General features: G+C 53.1%; 20 protein-coding genes. 5 read left to right on the forward strand and 15 right to left on the reverse strand.

Annotation, left to right across the window (positions count from 1 at the left end):
- Window positions 1–53: 53 nt before the first annotated feature.
- From ACP9M6_RS10455 to ACP9M6_RS10470, 4 genes are all read right to left on the reverse strand, one after another.
- Window positions 54–371 (reverse strand): integration host factor subunit alpha, encoded by a 318-nt coding sequence (locus tag ACP9M6_RS10455; protein ID WP_427450878.1) that lies wholly within the window; start codon window positions 369–371, stop codon window positions 54–56.
- Window positions 372–450: 79 nt separating this feature from the next.
- Window positions 451–1,407: a beta-ketoacyl-ACP synthase III gene (locus tag ACP9M6_RS10460; protein ID WP_427450880.1), complete on the reverse strand. Its 957-nt coding sequence runs from the start codon at window positions 1,405–1,407 to the stop codon at window positions 451–453.
- Window positions 1,404–2,459 carry a phosphate acyltransferase PlsX gene (gene plsX, locus ACP9M6_RS10465; protein ID WP_427450882.1) on the reverse strand — a complete coding sequence of 352 codons (1,056 nt, stop codon included), beginning with the start codon at window positions 2,457–2,459 and terminating at the stop codon, window positions 1,404–1,406. The genes ACP9M6_RS10460 and plsX overlap by 4 nt, the downstream gene beginning before the upstream one ends.
- A gap of 58 nt (window positions 2,460–2,517) precedes the next feature.
- Window positions 2,518–3,063: a ubiquinol-cytochrome C chaperone family protein gene (locus ACP9M6_RS10470; RefSeq protein ID WP_427450883.1), complete on the reverse strand. Its 546-nt coding sequence runs from the start codon at window positions 3,061–3,063 to the stop codon at window positions 2,518–2,520.
- 99 nt (window positions 3,064–3,162) lie between these two features.
- Between ACP9M6_RS10470 and ACP9M6_RS10475 the strand changes: the two genes are divergently transcribed.
- Entirely contained in the window at window positions 3,163–3,693 is a 531-nt protein-coding gene (locus tag ACP9M6_RS10475) for an outer membrane protein assembly factor BamE (RefSeq protein ID WP_427450885.1), read from the forward strand.
- A 12-nt stretch (window positions 3,694–3,705) separates the two neighbouring features.
- On the opposite strand, the gene thiL is transcribed toward ACP9M6_RS10475, so the two are convergent.
- The 10 genes from thiL to hemA form a co-directional block, all read right to left on the reverse strand.
- Entirely contained in the window at window positions 3,706–4,686 is a 981-nt protein-coding gene (thiL, locus tag ACP9M6_RS10480) for a thiamine-phosphate kinase (protein WP_427450887.1), read from the reverse strand.
- On the reverse strand, window positions 4,679–5,215 hold the full coding sequence (nusB, locus tag ACP9M6_RS10485) for a transcription antitermination factor NusB (RefSeq protein WP_427450889.1): 537 nt from the start codon (window positions 5,213–5,215) through the stop codon (window positions 4,679–4,681). The genes thiL and nusB overlap by 8 nt, the downstream gene beginning before the upstream one ends.
- Entirely contained in the window at window positions 5,212–5,640 is a 429-nt protein-coding gene (locus tag ACP9M6_RS10490) for a 6,7-dimethyl-8-ribityllumazine synthase (protein WP_427450890.1), read from the reverse strand. Before ACP9M6_RS10490 ends, nusB begins: the two co-directional genes overlap by 4 nt.
- A gap of 4 nt (window positions 5,641–5,644) precedes the next feature.
- Entirely contained in the window at window positions 5,645–6,787 is a 1,143-nt protein-coding gene (gene ribB / locus ACP9M6_RS10495) for a 3,4-dihydroxy-2-butanone-4-phosphate synthase (RefSeq protein WP_427450891.1), read from the reverse strand.
- Window positions 6,788–6,808: 21 nt separating this feature from the next.
- The gene (locus ACP9M6_RS10500; protein WP_427450893.1) at window positions 6,809–7,426 is read right to left on the reverse strand and encodes a riboflavin synthase; all 618 of its coding nucleotides are present in this window, start codon (window positions 7,424–7,426) and stop codon (window positions 6,809–6,811) included.
- Entirely contained in the window at window positions 7,426–8,079 is a 654-nt protein-coding gene (locus ACP9M6_RS10505; protein ID WP_427450895.1) for a RibD family protein, read from the reverse strand. The genes ACP9M6_RS10500 and ACP9M6_RS10505 overlap by 1 nt, the downstream gene beginning before the upstream one ends.
- Window positions 8,080–8,081: 2 nt before the next feature.
- Window positions 8,082–8,546 (reverse strand): transcriptional regulator NrdR, encoded by a 465-nt coding sequence (nrdR, locus tag ACP9M6_RS10510; RefSeq protein ID WP_427450897.1) that lies wholly within the window; start codon window positions 8,544–8,546, stop codon window positions 8,082–8,084.
- Window positions 8,547–8,613: 67 nt separating this feature from the next.
- Window positions 8,614–8,955, reverse strand: coding sequence for a ribonuclease E inhibitor RraB (locus ACP9M6_RS10515; RefSeq protein ID WP_427450899.1), 342 nt, complete (start codon window positions 8,953–8,955; stop codon window positions 8,614–8,616).
- A 19-nt stretch (window positions 8,956–8,974) separates the two neighbouring features.
- A complete protein-coding gene (glyA, locus tag ACP9M6_RS10520; protein WP_427450901.1) occupies window positions 8,975–10,279 on the reverse strand; it encodes a serine hydroxymethyltransferase in 1,305 nt (434 codons plus the stop codon).
- Between the two features lie 86 nt (window positions 10,280–10,365).
- Window positions 10,366–11,610, reverse strand: a complete 1,245-nt coding sequence (hemA, locus tag ACP9M6_RS10525; protein WP_427450903.1) for a 5-aminolevulinate synthase — start codon at window positions 11,608–11,610, stop codon at window positions 10,366–10,368.
- A 116-nt stretch (window positions 11,611–11,726) separates the two neighbouring features.
- Between hemA and hemB the strand changes: the two genes are divergently transcribed.
- On the forward strand, window positions 11,727–12,698 hold the full coding sequence (hemB, locus tag ACP9M6_RS10530; protein ID WP_427450905.1) for a porphobilinogen synthase: 972 nt from the start codon (window positions 11,727–11,729) through the stop codon (window positions 12,696–12,698).
- A gap of 284 nt (window positions 12,699–12,982) precedes the next feature.
- On the opposite strand, the gene ACP9M6_RS10535 is transcribed toward hemB, so the two are convergent.
- Window positions 12,983–13,846, reverse strand: a complete 864-nt coding sequence (locus ACP9M6_RS10535) for an NAD(P)-dependent oxidoreductase (RefSeq protein WP_427450906.1) — start codon at window positions 13,844–13,846, stop codon at window positions 12,983–12,985.
- A 96-nt stretch (window positions 13,847–13,942) separates the two neighbouring features.
- Here ACP9M6_RS10535 and ACP9M6_RS10540 point away from each other — a divergent pair, with 96 nt between their 5' ends.
- From ACP9M6_RS10540 to ACP9M6_RS10550, 3 genes are read left to right on the forward strand one after another with little or no spacing between them, the layout of a single operon-like run.
- A complete protein-coding gene (locus tag ACP9M6_RS10540; protein WP_427450908.1) occupies window positions 13,943–15,763 on the forward strand; it encodes an SLC13 family permease in 1,821 nt (606 codons plus the stop codon).
- A 9-nt stretch (window positions 15,764–15,772) separates the two neighbouring features.
- Window positions 15,773–16,507 (forward strand): arginyltransferase, encoded by a 735-nt coding sequence (locus ACP9M6_RS10545; RefSeq protein ID WP_427450910.1) that lies wholly within the window; start codon window positions 15,773–15,775, stop codon window positions 16,505–16,507.
- Window positions 16,504–17,652 (forward strand): TRAP transporter substrate-binding protein, encoded by a 1,149-nt coding sequence (locus ACP9M6_RS10550; RefSeq protein ID WP_427450912.1) that lies wholly within the window; start codon window positions 16,504–16,506, stop codon window positions 17,650–17,652. The genes ACP9M6_RS10545 and ACP9M6_RS10550 overlap by 4 nt, the downstream gene beginning before the upstream one ends.
- Window positions 17,653–17,654: the final 2 nt, after the last annotated feature.

Here is a 17,654-nt window from a genome sequence, read left to right on the forward strand (position 1 = left end):
CCCATATCGAATAGCGCCGAATCGGGTCGGCTTCGATTTTAAGGCTAACACAATTAGGTGGATAATGCCGAATCGACGCGTTCGCGTAGGACTTGCGACGGCTTGAAGACCAAAACGCGGCGTGATGTGATAGGTACTTCCTCACCCGTTTTCGGGTTGCGGCCTATGCGTTCTTTCTTATCGCGAAGGGAAAATGTTCCAAAACCTGCGAGTTTGACATGCTCACCTTTTTCCAAAGAGCCCGCAATATGATCGATGACGGATTCAACGAGAGCCGAGCTTTCAGTGCGCGAAAGTCCGATTTCACGATAAACCGCTTCCGCCAGATCCTGGCGAGTTACGGTTTGGGAGCTGTCAGACGGAGCCGGCATAGCGACCTTAAAGCAAAAGTGAGTGGGTCAAAGCAAGCTAAGACTTTGGAAAAAGTCAAAAAATATAACCCCCTGCACATTAATAGCGCAGCAAGGCAGCCCCCCAAGTGAAGCCCCCGCCAAAGGCTTCCAGCATCACAAGATCGCCGCGCTTAATACGACCGTCCTTCACGGCTGCATTCATGGCAAGCGGAACGGAGGCCGCAGACGTGTTCGCATGTTGCGCGACGGTCGATACCACCTGCCCCGGGCGGAGTTTCAGTTTTTTAGCGACCGCATTGAGAATTCGTTGGTTTGCCTGATGCGGCACGAACCAGTCTATATCTGCGATCTCCACGCCCGCCTGTTCCGCACAATCGCGCATAACCTGGGATATGTCCGTCACCGCATGTTTAAAGACTTGGTTGCCGAGCATGCGTAAATGCCCAACGGTCTGCGTGCGGGACGGCCCGCCATCCACGTAGAGCATATCGCGATGACGCCCGTCAGAGCGGATGAATGTATGGAGGATGCCGTCTTTTGTATCCTCAACAGCTTCCACAACAATCGCCCCTGCCCCGTCACCGAACAAGACGCAGGTTCCGCGGTCTTCCCAATCGAGAATACGGGAAAATGTCTCTGCCCCGATCAGAAGCGCCCGTTTTGCCCCGCCGGATCGCAAAAGCGCGTTCACAACATGGGTGCCGTAGATAAAGCCGGAGCAGACAGCCTGAATATCAAAGGCCGCGCCATGATTCATACCGAGCTTTTCCTGAATAATTGTCGCGGTCGAGGGAAAGGTTAGGTCCGGCGTCGATGTCGCCACAATGATAAGGTCCAGATCATCAGCCGTCATATCCGCATCTGCAAGTGCGGCTTTCGCGGCTTCAAATCCAAGGTCGGATGTGAATTGACCTTCTGCCGCGATATGACGTTGATGAATACCCGTCCGTTCGCGAATCCATTCATCAGACGTCTCAACGCGTTCAGCCATTTCGGCATTGTGCATGATGTGTTCCGGCAGATAGCTGCCAATGCCCCGTATGACAGCTCTCATGAGATAAAACCTATATTGTCATCTTCATCATGAAGTGCGTCGAGCCGCAAATCCAAAGCCTGTTGGAAATCGCTTTCCGCCAAGCCAATCGCAATATTGAGGGCATTGGCAAAACCCACATTATCGGTTCCGCCGTGGCTTTTTACGGCAATTCCATTCAGTCCGAGAAAGACCGCACCATTGGCGCGCCTGGGGTCCAAACTGCGTCGCAAACCCCGAAGGGCCATGGCGTTTAGACCGGATGTAAATTTCGACCAAAGATTTCCGAGCAAAGCTTTTTTGACAAAACTATCGACGAGTTTCGCTGTGCCCTCTGCCGTTTTCAGGGCAATATTCCCTGTAAATCCGTCCGTGACAATCACATCAACTTCGCCTTTGGAGATATCGTAGCCCTCGACAAAGCCTTTATAATTCAGACCGAGTTGAGATTGCGCAAGACGCTCATGTGCGACTTTGACGACGGCATTGCCTTTACCCTCTTCGGTTCCAACGTTCAGCAGGCCGACGGAAGGGGCTTCAACGCCGTAAATCGCGCGGAAATAGGCTTCACCCAAGACTGCAAATTCTGTTAATTGCGACGCGTCACATTCGACATTTGCGCCCACATCCAGAACGACGGTCATCTTGCCGGACATATTCGGCCAGCTCGCGGCGAGCGCCGGGCGTTGGACGCCTTGTTTCGCGCGGAGTTGTAATTTCGACATCGCCATGAATGCGCCGGTATTTCCGGCAGAGACGACGACGCCCGCCTGCCCGCCTTTCACAGACGCCACGGCATTCCACATGCTTGAACCCTTGCCCTTCCGCAGGGCCTGAGATGGTTTATCCTCCATCTCCACGACTTTATCCGTGTGAAAGACCTCGGAACGCTCCCGCGTACGCGGGGCTTTTTCCATGAGTGGCGCGAGTTTTTCAGCGTCACCATGAAGCAGGAATCGCGCGCGGCGTCCCTCGCCCTGATGCGTGAGGAAATATTCTATTCCTTCTATGACGCTTTTCGGCGCAAAATCGCCGCCCATCGCATCAATTGATATGATCAAACCATCAAGCATTAAAACGTCCCATTGGAGACGCAGTATAAGGTGCAGGATTAAGCAAGCCCAGCTTTATCTAGCTTGATTCCGCAGCCGCTGGAAAAGAGAGTTCTGCAAGCGCAATTTCGCCAAGTGAAAGTGGTTTCACCAGCGCGTAAAACGTCATGAGATAACCCGCGAGGTCCGGCACGAAGCCTTGGCTTTGTGGGTCTAATGATTCGCGCAGAACAGTTTCCAAATCACTTTGACTCCCGCCGGTGTGAAGAACTTCGGAATATCCGCGGACACGATCATAAAAGAGCGAGATCATGGGTGTGATCCGTTTCTTCACGCTTGCATCGGATAAGCCCTCCTCCCGCAAGGCAATCTCAAAATCATCCTTCATTTCATCAAACAGGGCCTGACCCAGCTTCTCACCATTCGCACCATGTGTGTTCAAAACCGTCAAAATGGCTGAAATATGCAAGGTGAGCACGTCGATTCGGCCATCATAGCTGTCCGCAACACGTTCGGGGCCGTAAAACCAAGGCGAGCGCGATTGCGCCATGAGTTTGGAATAAAGCCGACGCGCGTCCCGCGTCAGAGCGTCTTCTTTTCCAAAAAGGCTGGATAAAAATCCCATAATTCGTCCTTTTAAGGCCTTGCCGTTGGTCAGTCTGACCAAATCTTCACACAGTTGTGGTCTTGCCCTTCATATGGTGGAGGGCTAGGTCAATCGCAATTGTTTAAGTTACGTGTGAACATCATGAACGTGCCAAGTAAAATCATCTGTCTTATTGCCGCAGCCGCCCTGTCGACCGCGTGTAACCCCATACTTCGAACGCATGGATATGTTCCGACGGCGGATAAGCCACAGGCCGTCAATCCGGATACTGATACGAAGACCTCTGTTCTCGCACGGCTCGGCAATCCTTCCGTCAAGACAACCTTCGACGAAGAGCTGGAAGAAGACACGTGGTATTACATCAATTCTGTCCGACAGCGTTACGCCTATCTGCGCCCGCAATTGGAAGACCGAACTATTACGGCGATTGAATTCAATGCCGACGGGCAAGTCATGAAAGTCGCTGAATATGGGTTGGAAGATGGCGTTCCCGTCAATTACGTTGATCGCAAAACCCCGACACGTGGGCGCGAACTCTCTGTCCTCGAGCAAATCTTCGGAACGATTGGTCGGTTGCCAACAGACCGTCTTGGTGGCGGCAATCAGAACACGCCCGGCGGAAGCGGTGGCGGAGGTGGCGGGCCATAGGCCTCTGCTGTCCTAAAAGTGGGTATAGCCTTTGTCGGACCAGTCCATGTCTTCACCATTCACGTCCAGACAGCGAACCCCCTCGCCTGATGTGACATTCCCGATGAGGGATAATTTCAACCCAGTTTTGTGTGCCGACTCAAACCAGCTTTGGCGGTGTTCAGGTGCCGATGTGAACAGAATCTGGTAATCATCGCCGAACCCGAAAAGCGCCTGTTTAGCTTTTAAGACATCATCCTGTTCCTCCGCCCAAAGCTCTGCGCCGTTAGAGAGCGGCAAGGCGTCAAAGTTCAAGCTCATCGCGACGTGACTGGCGCGACAAATATGCCCTGCGTCCCGTAAGATACCATCTGAGACATCTGCGGCCGCAGATGCCTTTTCACGTAATACCTTGCGTATGAAGAGATGAATATCCGGACGCCAATATGCTGCCTCAAACGCCCATGCATCATCCGCCGCGGGTTTTGGTGCGATGGTTTTTGAGAGCGCAATGTCGCAACCCAGTTTTGCATCGCCCAAACATCCCGTGACCCAGATATCATCTCCGGCCGCAGCGCCGTTACGCTGAACCATTTCACCCGTCGGCACTGCGCCAATGAGGGTTGCGGAGACGACCATGGGGCCATCTGTGGAGACGGTGTCGCCTCCCAAAAGGTGAAAATCAAAACTCTGCTGAATATCCCTTAGCCCGACGGCAAATCCCGCCATCCATTTTGTCTCAACGGATTTCGGCCAAGCCACTGATAAAAGGTATCCGATAGGACGGGCCCCTTTGGCGGCCAGATCAGACAGATTCGTCCGCATCAAACGTTCCGCCGTGTCACCGCCATAATGACCGGACGGAAAATGGACACCCTCAACAAAACTGTCCATCGTTAGAACTAGGTCATGTCCTGCGGGCGGCGTCATCTGCGCCGCGTCGTCCAAGAGTTGTAAACCCCCCGGCCCCGCAAGGGGCGCGAAATGCGTTCGGATTAAACCGTGCTCATCCATCTTCTTCGGGAGCGTCAACAGGTTCAGCGGGCACTTCTGAAACGGGGGCTGCCTCTGCGTGAGACGGCGTCAAACCGAACTCTGCCGCGCGAACATGTTTCGCGATCTTATCCAAAACACCATTGACGATTCCGGGCTCTTTGCCTGAGAAGAAATCCGTCGCAATCGCCATATATTCATTGATGACCACAAGGGCCGGAACATCAGGGCGGCGCATAATCTCATAAGTCGCAGACCGGAGCAGCGCCCGCAGAGTCGCATCCAAACGCCGCAACGGCCATTTATCCGAGAGCTTACCCTCTATCGCGGCGTCAATATCGGCCTGATAAGTCACGACGCCTGTCATGATATCTTCGAAATAGGGCTCATCCGCGTGAACCATGCCCGGTTCATCATCATAGCCAAAACGGTGATCGAGAAATTGTTTGACAACTGTCTTATGCGGCTCGCCGGAGACGTCCATCTGGTAGAGCGCTTGGACCGCACTCACGCGGGACACACGACGGAGTTTTGGGTTCGCACCGCTCATGTGTTATTCAACTCATCACGTAATTGTATCATGCGCAGAACCGCTGATGCAGCGAAACCGCCCTTGTCTTTCTGGTCCGGCTTTGAGCGCGCAATGGCCTGCGCTTCGTTTTCAACGGTAATAATGCCGTTCCCGATGGCGAGCTGGTGATTTACGGCGAGGTCCATCAACGCACGGGCCGATTCTTCACAAACATAATCATAATGGGTCGTTTCACCGCGAATGACACAGCCCAAGGCGACATAACCGTCATATCCGGCCTTCGCTTTCTCAGCGTAGGAGATCACATGCGGAATTTCGAGCGCACCCGGCACATTCACTTTCACGACTTCTGCGCCAGCGGCTTGCAATTTAGCGAGCGCACCTTGCAACAGGTCTTCGGAAATTGACTCGTAATAGCGAGCTTCAATAACGAGAATTTTCATAGGATTAGGCCCGTGTATTCTTGAGTGGTGTGATACCGGCGAGTTCGAGGTCATAGGCCTCAAGGCCGATGATTTTCGGCATGACATTTGTAATCAAACGCATTTTCGTCACGCCCTGATGGGACAGAATTTGCGCGCCGACCCCATATTCGCGAATGGTCTGCGTCTTCCGATCAACTGTCGATTTATGTGCGCCTAGCCGCTCTAAGAGCGAGTCGATTGATCCCTCGCGGATAAGCACGAGAACGCTATGCCCATCATGCGCGGCAAGTTGTTTCATCGCGTCCCAGATCAGGCCGGAGCGCGGGCTGTCCTCTGAAAGGACATCGCCGGCGAAATCGATTTTGTGGACACGGATTAGGCTCTCTTCACCCGCTTTCGCTTCGCCTTTGGATAAAGCAACATGTTCCTTACCATCGAGGAAATTCCGATAGACATGAATTTTAAATTCATCGCCATTTTGGGACCGGAAATCGCTCGTCGCGATATGTTTGACGAAATGGTCTTTCTGTAACCGGTAAGCGACCAGGTCCTCAATCGTCCCGATTTTCATGCCGTGAATTTGTGCAAATTTAACGAGATCCGGCAGACGCGCCATAGTTCCGTCATCATTCATGATTTCACAAATAACGGCAGACGGGTTGAGCCCAGCCATGCGGGAAATATCGACACTGGCCTCCGTATGACCTGTGCGGACTAGGACACCGCCATCCTTGGCGATAAGGGGGAACATGTGCCCCGGCGTAACAATATCATCCGGGCGGCTGTCAGGGTCAATGGCGACTTGGATGGTCAGTGCGCGGTCGGCGGCGCTGATCCCTGTTGTCACGCCTTCGCGCGCTTCAATACTCTGCGTGAAGGCCGTTTCAAAACGTGAGCCGTTATTTTTGTTCTGCGGCTCGAGGCCGAGGTCATCCGCCTTTTGTTCTTCAAGCGACAGACAGATCAGACCCCGACCATATTTAGCCATGAAGTTCACGGCATCGGGGGTCGCAAATTGTGCGGGTATGATGAGGTCACCCTCATTTTCTCGGTCTTCCGCATCGACAAGGATATACATCTGACCATTGCGGGCGTCGTCGATAATTTCTTCGGGCGTCGCAAGTTGGTAGACGTCGTCAAAAGTCGCTGTATTCAGGTCTGTCAAAACTTACTTTCTATTTGCGCCCTACGCGCCGGAGGCCTTCATGTGACCCAAGTACCGCGCGACATAGCGGGCGATGAGGTCAATTTCCAGATTTACTTCATCCCCAACCTGTAATCCACCCAATGTCGTCGCCTGCGCGGTATGCGGAATAATATTGACGGAAAAGGTTGAGCCCGATGCGTCATTGACCGTCAGCGAAACGCCATCCACCGTGATCGAGCCCTTGGGCGCAATCCCAAACGCAATGTGATCGGGCGCAGAGAAGTCCAATTTAATCGAGCCTGCGATTTCCTCACGGGATGTCAGTGTCCCGACGCCGTCAACATGACCCGTGACCAGATGTCCGCCCAATTCATCCGCGCCTGTCAGAGCGCGTTCGAGATTAATCTTCCGCCCCTCTTTCCAGTCCCCCATGGTCGTCTTGGACAGACTCTCGTCAGAGACCTCGAATGCATACCAGTCAGGGCCTTTTTCGATGACGGTCATACAGGCGCCGGCATGGGAAATGGACGCACCGATATCGATTGTGGAGGTGTCATAGATGCAGGACACGTCCATGCGTGTATCACCCCATTCGCCGCCCGTATCGCGCGTGACGGATTTTAAAGTCCCGATATCTGTGATTATGCCTGTAAACATTAGTCCTTCTTCACGTAAATTTCATGCAGGTCCTGACCGACCGTGCTGACCTTCATACGGTGCAAGCGTACGGCTTGGCCCATATTTGTCAGACTTAATGTACCCACGCAGTCGCGACCATCTCCGCCCAACAGGACCGGCGCGCGGTACCAATGAATAGTGTCGAACAATCCTGCGCGGACAAAGCTAGCAATCAACATGCCGCCGCCCTCAACGAGGAGGGAGCGTATACCGCCCTGCCCCATAATATCGAGGGACTCTGTCAGGCTTAGTCCATCCTGATCGGTGACAGCGTGGACTTTAACGCCAACAGCCCGTAGCGCTTCGGATTTCTCGCACTCTCCGCCCCGCGTAAAAACCCAGCTAGGCGTTTCATTGGCTGAGGTCACAATGTTTGAACTCATAGAGAGTCGAAGTGTCGTATCGTAAACAATACGCGTTGGATTTTTCTGACCCGGCACGCGGGATGTCAGTCTGGGATTATCCAGCTCCGCCGTATTCGCCCCAACAGCAATCGCGTCATTTTCCGCGCGAAGGTAACGGCCATGCGCACGGGACGCTTCGCTGGTCACCCACTGGGAGTCACCATTGGAGAGCGCAATTTTACCGTCGAGCGACGTTGCCAATTTGAGTGTAATTTTCGGACGCGACAAAGCTACTCGTCCTCACTGCCAAGACGCTCATCCGTGATAAAGGACGCGAAATCATCCGTCTCTTTAAAATCTTTATAGACCGAGGCGTAGCGCACATAGGCGATTTTGTCGAGGTTTGAGAGCCCCTCCATGACGAGTTGCCCGATGCGGTCCGATTGAATGTCGGAGGTTCCACCCGCTTCCAACTGGCGCACAACGCCGGAGATCATCTGCTCAATGCGTTCAGGCTCAACAGGTCGTTTCTGCAGGGAAATCAGAACAGATCGCGCTAACTTATCCCGATCAAAGGGTGTGCGCCGACCTGATTTCTTTATGACCATCAATTCACGCAACTGGACGCGCTCAAATGTCGTGAAGCGGCCCGCACATTTCCCGCACTGGCGTCGACGCCGCACGGCGGTATTATCCTCCGCCTGACGGGAGTCTTTGACTTGAGTGTCTTCGGATGAACAAAAGGGACAGCGCATTGTGGGGATATAGGAGGTTTACTCGAAAAGGCCAATTTTAATCAGACCCAACTGGGGCTGTACAGTCTCAGTCTTTCAAAACCAGAGCGGCCTCCCAACCATCATAATCTCCCGAAAATTTTTCCGCTAATTGTCGAATGGTCGAAAGACGTTTGCTTATATCACCCTCGATCAGCGTTCCGTCATGATGGGCCCGTATGACATATCCCGTATCTCCATCAGACAGACCCGGTTGACCGAGTGCAACATCGTGAAACCCCTGCGCCAAGACTGCCCTCGCAAAACTACGCGCTTCGGCTTCTTCCTCAAAATAGGTGTAATGAATGACATCTCGAATAGCCGATTTATCATCGCCGTGCCCGGCAATGGTTTTCAACGTTTCCGCATCCATAGGCTCAAGCGAAGACATAGGGTTTTCAAAGTCTGTCTTAGCTGTAAATCGGGAAACGCGATGTCAGGGCGATCACGCGTTCTTTGACGCTTTCCTCGACCTCTGAATTGCCTTCCGGATTTTCTGCAAGACCGTCCAGAACCTCGACCATCAATTGCCCAATTTCACGGAATTCCGCAACGCCGAACCCCCGTGTGGTACCTGCAGGAGAACCGACACGGATACCTGACGTGATTGTGAACTTCTCTTTATCGAAAGGAATGCCGTTCTTGTTACACGTGATGTAAGCCTGTCCGAGTGCGGCTTCGGCGGCATTGCCTTTGACACCTTTGGGCGAGAGATCGATAAGCGCCAGATGCACATCCGTTCCACCTGACACCACAGCATAGCCGCCTTCGACGAGTGCAGACGCCATGGCGCGGCAATTATCGATGACCTGTTGCGAATAGGCTTTGAATTCCGGCTTCAGCGCATCACCAAACGCTACAGCCTTACCTGCAATGACGTGCATGAGCGGTCCGCCCTGCATGCCCGGGAAAATCGCGGAATTGAACTTCTTCGCCAATTTCGCATCATCCGTCAGGATCATCCCGCCGCGCGGTCCACGAAGTGTCTTATGCGTTGTCGTTGTCGCGACATGCGCATGGGGAAATGGGGAAGGATGGGTTCCGCCCGCCACGAGTCCGGCAAAATGCGCCATATCACAGTGGAGATAGGCGCCAACCGCATCAGCTATCTCGCGGAAGCGTTTGAAATCTATCTGTCTTGGGTAAGCTGACCCGCCGCAGATGATGAGTTTCGGCTTATGCTCTTTTGCCAGCGCTTCAACCTGATCATAGTCAATCAAATGCGTATCTTCGAGAACGCCATAAGTTACAGCATTAAACCATTTGCCTGACATATTGGGCGGTGCGCCGTGGGTGAGATGCCCACCCGCCGCGAGGTCCATGCCGAGGATTGTGTCTCCGGGCTGTAGCAAAGCGAGAAAAACGCCCTGATTGGCTTGAGAGCCTGAATTGGGCTGCACATTGGCAAAGCCCACACCGAATAACTTACACGCCCGGTCAATCGCCAATTGCTCGGCGACGTCAACGTGCTCGCATCCACCATAATAGCGTTTGCCCGGATAACCTTCGGCATATTTATTCGTGAGGACGGAGCCCTGCGCTTCGAGGATAGCCTTGGAGACAATATTCTCGGACGCGATCAACTCAATCTCGTGCTGCTGACGGTGAAGCTCCGCCTCCATGCTCGCGAAGAGTTCAGGGTCACGCTCAGCGAGGCTTTCGGAGAAATATTTATCGAGATGGGCAAAGCCCTGATCGTTTGCGGCGGCGGTCATAACCGGCTCCCTAGTGGGTGTTTTGTGAAATGCGGATAGGAAATTTCGTTAACTGCCGCAATGGCAAGAAACGTCACATCTGTGGGCTATGCCACCTTCTCGCGCTTCAGTTCGAATTCTGCCCAAACTTCGTCCAACGCCGACATTAATTCATCCATCATCTGGTCCGTGTGGAACGGGCCTGGAGTGAAGCGGAGGCGTTCTGTTCCACGTGGAACCGTTGGGAAATTGATGGGCTGAGCGTAAATCCCGAAATCCTCAATCAGGCGGTCAGAAATAGCCTGGCATTTCACAGGATCACCGACCATGAGCGGCACAATATGCGTTTCGCCGTCGATGAAGTCATATCCCCCTGCTCGCAAACGGGATTTCAATGTGTTGGCGCGTTCCTGCTGCGACACGCGTTTTTCCGGTGTGACCTTTAGAACTTTAACAGAGCGTAGTGCACCCGCAGCCGTGGATGGCGGAATGGAGGTCGTAAAGATAAAGCCGGACGCCATCGAGCGTACGGCATCAATAATGACAGAGTCTGCCGCGATATATCCGCCGACCATGCCGTAGGCTTTTGCGAGTGTGCCTTGGATAATATCAATCCGATCCATCAGGCCGCGTTCTTCGCAGACACCGCCACCTGTAGGGCCGTACATGCCAACCGCATGGACCTCGTCAATGTAGGTCAGCGCATTATATCTATCCGCTAGATCGCAGATTTCCTCAATCGGCGCGATATCCGCATCCATGGAGTAGACCGACTCAAACGCGATAAGCTTGGGCGCATCATGCGGGATATCTTTGAGTTTGGCTTCAAGGTCGGCGAGATCATTATGTTTGAAAATCCGCTTCTCGCACCGCGCCCGCTGAATACCAGAGATCATAGAGGCATGGTTCATTTCGTCAGAAAGAATGATGAGCCCAGGAAGAATTTTACTCATGACACCCAAAGTGGCTTCATTCGCGACATAGCCGGAGGTCAGGACGAGTGCGGCATCTTTTTGATGTAACCCCGCTAATTCCTGCTCTAACTGAACGTGATAACGTGTTGTTCCGGATATATTTCTTGTTCCGCCGGACCCTGTTCCCGCAGCATCCACTGCAGACTTCACCGCTTCAACGACACAAGGGTTTTGACCCATGCCGAGATAGTCATTGGAACACCAGACGGTGATATCTTTTTCGGTATTATCGTCCTTGAACCATGTCGCCCGTGGAAAAGCACCGGCTTTGCGACGGATATCGCGGAAGATGCGGTAACGTCCTTCATCCCGCACCGTGTTCACGGCTTTGGCAAAAGCATTTCTGAATTTCGTATCGGACATTATATCGCCAGTCATTTAGTCTCGCTCCACATAAGACATATCCATCAGATTTCCAATGGAAAAACCCGAACCGACTGTCTATGTCGCAGGGTAGAGTTTATTGAAGGTCAATTATGTCGAACTACCCGCAAATGCGTCTGAGACGCCTTCGCAAAACGGACTGGATGCGGCGTATGGTGGCGGAAACGCGGCTGGACGTGTCCGACCTGATCTGGACCTGCATTGTTTCCGACTCAGGACTGGACCGCGTGGACGTGCCGAGCCTGCCCGGGGTTCAGAGATTATCTGTGAAAGCACTTGTAGAAGAGGCCCGCAAGGCCTCCGATCTCGGTATCCCTGCCCTCGCGATCTTCCCGAATATCTCGCCGGAATTCAAAAGTGAGGATGCGAGAGAAGCCGCAAACCCTAAAGGTATCGTCCCAGAAGCCGTTCGCGCCATTAAAAAGGCTGTACCGGAAATCGGTGTGATCGTCGATGTGGCGCTCGATCCCTATACAAGCCACGGCCATGATGGTTTGATGGAAGGTGAAACCATCCTGAATGATCCCACAGTGGAAGCCCTAGCAAAGGTCGGGGTCATGCTGGCGGAAGCCGGTGCGGATATTGTAGCCCCATCAGACATGATGGACGGTCGTATTGGCGCGGTCCGCGATGCATTGGATGATGCAGGACATGCGGATGTTTCAATCATGTCTTATGCTGCCAAATTCGCCTCCGGCTTTTACGGCCCATACCGTGACGCCATTGGCACCTCGACCACCCTAAAAGGCGACAAGCGCACCTATCAAATGAACCCCGCCAATATGAATATCGCCTTGCGGGAGGTCGAGTTGGACCTGACCGAAGGCGCGGATATGGTCATGGTCAAACCCGGCATGCCTTATTTAGACGTGATTTCAGCGATCAAACAGGAATTCGCCCGCCCGACCTTCGCATTTCAGGTTTCCGGCGAATATGCGATGATGAAAGCGGCCGGCGCGAATGGCTGGCTGGATTACGACCGCATCATGATGGAAACCCTGATGAGTTTTAAGCGCGCAGGCTGTGACGGAATTCTGACTTATGCGGCCTTGGAAGTTGCTGAGAAGTTGAAGTCAGCGTAAATTCGAGTGAAAATATAGACTTAACTAGATAGGCATATAAATTTATGAAAAGTTTTATGAATGGCGATAGTCGGTTTCAACACGCCCTGATTATAGGTGCTGGCGCAGCATTGGGAATGTTAATTGCCTGTTTTATCATTAATTGGGTGATTGCAAATTTCATTCCCTCGCACAGACCGATTTCATATTATATGGTTGCAGTTGTGTTTTTTTGCGGGTCTATAGGTGGATACTACCTCAAGAAATAACAGGTACTGAGAAGACGTCGATCTTAGAAAAAAGAATCAATTTTTAGACTTTAACCGCGCCAATAAACTACTTGTATCCCAACGGCTTCCGCCAATCTGTTGAATGTCTGCGTAATACCCATCGACAAGTTTCGTCACGGGTAGGTCCACACCCAAATCACTTGCCGCGTCTAAGACAATTCCCAAATCCTTGCGCATCCAGTCGACGGCAAAACCGAACTCATACTCGCCCTTCGCCATAGTCGAGGCACGGTTATCCATCTGCCAACTCTGCGCTGCGCCCTTGCCGATAGCGCCGACAACTTCGTCCACATCCAATCCGGCAGACTGCGCAAAATGAACGGCCTCGGAAAGGCCTTGCAGCAATCCGGCAATGCAAATCTGATTGACCATTTTTGTTAGCTGTCCTGACCCGACGGGTCCCATCAATTTTACTGCTTTGGCATAGGCGTCAATCACGGGCTTGGCGGTATCGAAATGGGTCTGATTTCCGCCGCACATGACTGTGAGTTGTCCATTCACAGCGCCTGCCTCTCCTCCGGAAATCGGAGCGTCGAGAAACCCAATATTTTTCGAAACGCACAACTCTCCAACTTGCCGCGCACATTGCGCCGAAGCCGTTGTATGGTCCACGAGGATTGCGCCCGTCATCATGGATGGAACAGCTTTTCCGACCACTGCCAGAACGTCCGCATCACGTCCTACGCACGTCATGACAAAGTCAGCCGATGCGACAGCCTTTTCTACACTGTCACAGGCCTCGCCCTCATATTCAGCCGCCCACTTTTCAGCTACAGACATCGTCCGGTTCCAGACTTTGACAGAATGTCCTTGCGCGAGAAGATGTCCTGCCATGGGATAGCCCATCACACCGAGCCCGAGAAAAGCGACGTTTGCCATTGAAAATCCTAACTCTTGTCTTGTCTTACCCGTGTCTATGCCGTTCATAGAAGTCATGACAACCCACCCGCATATGAATCGGCTCCGATAAGCCCGATGTTGGCGCTTCCTGAAATCTGGCAGATGTGGGCCGTTTTCGCGATTGTCGCGGTGGGCGTCTATTTCTATGTCCGCGAGACATTCACGATTGAGTCGATTAGTGTCGGCATTATCGTCGCCCTCATGCTGTTCTTCCACGTCTTCGCGCGGGAATCGACGCTTGATACAGGGACGCTTCTCTCAGGATTTGCAGCCCCTGCCCTCGTCACAATCATGGCGCTGCTGGTGGTTGGACAAGGTATGTTCCAGACAGGGGCGCTGGAAGGCCCGATTGTTCAGGTGAACTCGTCGCTGGACAAGTCGCCGCGACTGACGCTTCTGGTCGTTTTCGCCGTCGCGTTCGCCGTCTCAATGTTCATGAATAACACGCCCGTCGTCGTCATGTTCATTCCCGTTATGGCGGCCATGGCGACGCGGTTGGGTAAGAAAGCGTCGCGTTACATGATGCCGCTCTCATTCATTTCAATTCTGGCAGGCATGACGACCCTGATTGGTTCATCAACGAACTTACTTGTAAATGATGTCCTCGTCAGAACCACTGATTTTGAGCTGTCCTTCTTTACGCAATTCGTGCCGGGCATCTGCCTCGCCATTGTGGGTGCAGCCTATATTATCATCATGGCCCCCATCCTCCTGCCGGAACGTGAAGGATTGGAGACTGAAATCAATGCAACGGGCCATCAATATATCGCGCAAATCAGGGTGACACAGAACCATCCGCTCGTTGGCGCGCGGCCCGTCGCAGGCCTCTTCCCAACGCTGCGCGATGTCACCGTTCGTATGGTGCAACGCGGCGAAATTTCTAAGCTTCCGCCCTTTGAGGATCCGTTAGAAGCGGGTGATGTTCTGATTGTCGCGGCGACACGGAACAGTCTCTCAAAGCTTCTTTCCTCTCAGCCGGAATATCTCAAAGGGATGCTGGATATTGCGGGGTTCAATAATGGCGGCGATGTCAGTGCGGATACAATTGTCATTTCCGAAGCCGTCATTGCGCCGGGTTCACGTATGATTGGCCGCAATATTGAGCAGATCGGTTTCCGGCGTCAGACCGGAACGCTCGTCCTCGGCATACAAAGGCGCTCCCGCATGATCCGGAAACGAATGTTGGATATTCGCTTGGAAGCCGGCGATGTCCTGCTGCTATTCGGATATGACAGGGATATGCGCGCGCTCAGGAATGATCGAGATCTTCTCCTGCTGGATTGGTCCATGGTCGAAATCCCTGATATTCGGAAATCGATGCTGGCAAGAATTATATTCATCGCAACAATCGTCTGCGCGGCAACATCCATAGTCCCGATTGAGATTGCTGCATTAGGCGGTGCTTTGGGTATGATTGCCACGGGATGTTTAAATATACGCCAAGCCGTTCGCGCTTTGGACATGCGGATATTCCTCCTCATCGGTGCGGCCTTCGCCATGGGACTTTCGCTCGAACAAACGGGCGGTGCGGCCTTTATCGGCGAAGGCGTGGTCAATGCGTTTATGCCCTATGGCAACCAAATCCTGATTGCCGCCGTCTTCCTCGTCATTGCCTTTTTCACCAATGTCATCAGTAACAGTGCTGCTGCGCTGCTCTTCGCGCCCATAGCGTTAGAGATCAGCGCACAGACGGGCATAGACCCTATCGCCATGGTCCTGACGGTCATCTTCGCGGCCAATTGCTGTTTCGCGACACCCATTGCCTATCAGACCAATCTTCTCGTCCTCGGTCCAGGTCATTACAAGTTCAGTGACTTCATCCGCTTTGGTGGACCGCTTATCGTCCTACTCTGGATTACATATACCCTGCTTGCGCCCGTCTTTTTCCAGCTTTAGACCTAAGCCATGAGTCATCTATTCGACCCGAACCAGTTACAATTCTATCTGACGATCCCGTCGCCCTGCCCCTATCTGCCAGACCGGATGGAGCGGAAGATATTCACACAGTTAGATCCGTTGGACGGCCCACACTTAAACAACTACCTGACCCATGCCGGTTTCCGGCGGTCCCAGAATGTTATCTACCGCCCGGCCTGCGAGAGTTGCCGTGAATGTCGAAGCCTGCGCGTAGATGTCGACGCTTTCCGCCCAACCAAGAGCTTCAAACGCACGATTAAAAAGAACACCGACCTCGTTATCACATCAAAATATGCGGCGGCAACGGATGAGCAATTCGACCTGCTCAAGCGCTATCTCAACTCCCGTCACGTCGGTGGCGGCATGACGGATATGGACTTTGAACGCTATGAAATGATGGTGGAGGAATGCGCTTCCGAGACCGAGATTACCGAATTCCGGATGCAGGACGGGAAACTCATTGCCGCGATGATCATTGATCGCCTGTCTGATGGTATGTCGCTCGTCTATAGTTTTTTCGATCCCGACTATTCAGATCGTTCACTCGGCAATTTCATGATCCTGACCCATATTGCGATGTGTGCAGAGGAAGATATGCCCTATCTCTATCTCGGCTATTGGGTGCCGGACAGTCCGAAAATGGCCTATAAGGCGCGCTTCCGTCCCTGTGAAACCCTCACCCATATTGGCTGGAAAACACTGCCGAAATTCAACACTGCATGAGCGTCCGTAGGCGGGATATCGTAGTCGGCGCTGCGGCTTTGGCGACAGGCGCGGGTGTCGTCGGCGCATTGCGACCGAAGGATAAAGCCAAATCAGAGGCAAAGCGCAGCGACACGCTCTCCGCGCCAAACCTCTCACAAAATCGTCGAGAATTAAAAATGGCGACGAGCTGGCCAAAAGATTTTCCCGGTCTCGGCCAAATGCCAAACCGTTTCGCCGATGCCATGCGCCTGATGAGTGATGGCCGCATCGAAGTGAAAGTCTTTGCGGCGGGCGAACTTGTCGGTGCAACAGAATGTTTCGACGCGACCAGTACGGGCGCAGCGGATATGTACCATGCCGCTGAATATTACTGGCAGGGCAAGTCACGGGGCTTCTCATTTTTCACCGCAATTCCGATGGGCATGACGGCGGCGGAAATAATGGGCTGGATCGATTTTGGCGGCGGACAAGAACTCTGGGACGAATTGTCCAAACGGTTCAATATCAAAGCCTTCCAAGCCGGAAATACGGGGCACCAAACGGGTGGATGGTTCAAGCGGCGCATGGAAACGCTGGACGATTTCAAAGGCCTGCGGATGCGCATGCCGGGACTGGGCGGCGAAGTCCTGAAAGAACTGGGCGGCACATCGGTTCTGCTGCCGGGCGGAGAAATTTATCAGGCGCTGCAATCCGGTTCCATCGACGCCACCGAATGGGTCGGCCCTTGGAATGATCTCGCGCTCGGCTTCTACCGCGAAGCGCCGTATTATTATGCACCAGGCTTTCACGAACCCGGCGCCTCGCTCTCGCTCGGCGTCAACCTGGGTGTCTGGAACGATTTGACAGAGAGCGAGCAGAATATGGTTCGTTTTTCCTGCAAGGCGGCCAATGATGCGGCGATTGGCGAATACACTTATAAAAATGCGCAAGCGCTTGAAACTTTGAAAACTATCCATGGAATCGAACCTCAATTTTTCAGCACAGAAATTCTGAAACGTGTGGGTGAGGTTGCCGATCAAGTTGTCGATGATTTCGCGAATTCCGATGCCCTGACGCGTCGTATCGCCGACGCTTATTTCAAGACCCGCAATCAAATGCGCTATTGGACCGAAATGTCGGATGGGCGTTTCATCGCGGCACGTGAAGCGGCGCTCGGGCAATAAGT

The organism is Litorimonas sp. WD9-15 (genome assembly GCF_050271975.1).
Taxonomy (GTDB): domain Bacteria; phylum Pseudomonadota; class Alphaproteobacteria; order Caulobacterales; family Maricaulaceae; genus Litorimonas.

What these genes read in the sequence shown, in the direction of transcription:
- ACP9M6_RS10455 (WP_427450878.1), bottom strand. Translation starts at nt 371, where the DNA reads ATGCCGGCTCCGTCTGACAGCTCCCAAACCGTAACTCGCCAGGATCTG.
- ACP9M6_RS10460 (WP_427450880.1), bottom strand. Translation starts at nt 1,407, where the DNA reads ATGAGAGCTGTCATACGGGGCATTGGCAGCTATCTGCCGGAACACATC.
- plsX (WP_427450882.1), bottom strand. Translation starts at nt 2,459, where the DNA reads ATGCTTGATGGTTTGATCATATCAATTGATGCGATGGGCGGCGATTTT.
- ACP9M6_RS10470 (WP_427450883.1), bottom strand. Translation starts at nt 3,063, where the DNA reads ATGGGATTTTTATCCAGCCTTTTTGGAAAAGAAGACGCTCTGACGCGG.
- thiL (WP_427450887.1), bottom strand. Translation starts at nt 4,686, where the DNA reads ATGGATGAGCACGGTTTAATCCGAACGCATTTCGCGCCCCTTGCGGGG.
- nusB (WP_427450889.1), bottom strand. Translation starts at nt 5,215, where the DNA reads ATGAGCGGTGCGAACCCAAAACTCCGTCGTGTGTCCCGCGTGAGTGCG.
- ACP9M6_RS10490 (WP_427450890.1), bottom strand. Translation starts at nt 5,640, where the DNA reads ATGAAAATTCTCGTTATTGAAGCTCGCTATTACGAGTCAATTTCCGAA.
- ACP9M6_RS10500 (WP_427450893.1), bottom strand. Translation starts at nt 7,426, where the DNA reads ATGTTTACAGGCATAATCACAGATATCGGGACTTTAAAATCCGTCACG.
- nrdR (WP_427450897.1), bottom strand. Translation starts at nt 8,546, where the DNA reads ATGCGCTGTCCCTTTTGTTCATCCGAAGACACTCAAGTCAAAGACTCC.
- ACP9M6_RS10515 (WP_427450899.1), bottom strand. Translation starts at nt 8,955, where the DNA reads ATGTCTTCGCTTGAGCCTATGGATGCGGAAACGTTGAAAACCATTGCC.
- glyA (WP_427450901.1), bottom strand. Translation starts at nt 10,279, where the DNA reads ATGACCGCCGCCGCAAACGATCAGGGCTTTGCCCATCTCGATAAATAT.
- hemA (WP_427450903.1), bottom strand. Translation starts at nt 11,610, where the DNA reads ATGACTGGCGATATAATGTCCGATACGAAATTCAGAAATGCTTTTGCC.
- hemB (WP_427450905.1), top strand. Translation starts at nt 11,727, where the DNA reads ATGCGTCTGAGACGCCTTCGCAAAACGGACTGGATGCGGCGTATGGTG.
- ACP9M6_RS10535 (WP_427450906.1), bottom strand. Translation starts at nt 13,846, where the DNA reads ATGGCAAACGTCGCTTTTCTCGGGCTCGGTGTGATGGGCTATCCCATG.
- ACP9M6_RS10540 (WP_427450908.1), top strand. Translation starts at nt 13,943, where the DNA reads ATGTTGGCGCTTCCTGAAATCTGGCAGATGTGGGCCGTTTTCGCGATT.
- ACP9M6_RS10545 (WP_427450910.1), top strand. Translation starts at nt 15,773, where the DNA reads ATGAGTCATCTATTCGACCCGAACCAGTTACAATTCTATCTGACGATC.
- ACP9M6_RS10550 (WP_427450912.1), top strand. Translation starts at nt 16,504, where the DNA reads ATGAGCGTCCGTAGGCGGGATATCGTAGTCGGCGCTGCGGCTTTGGCG.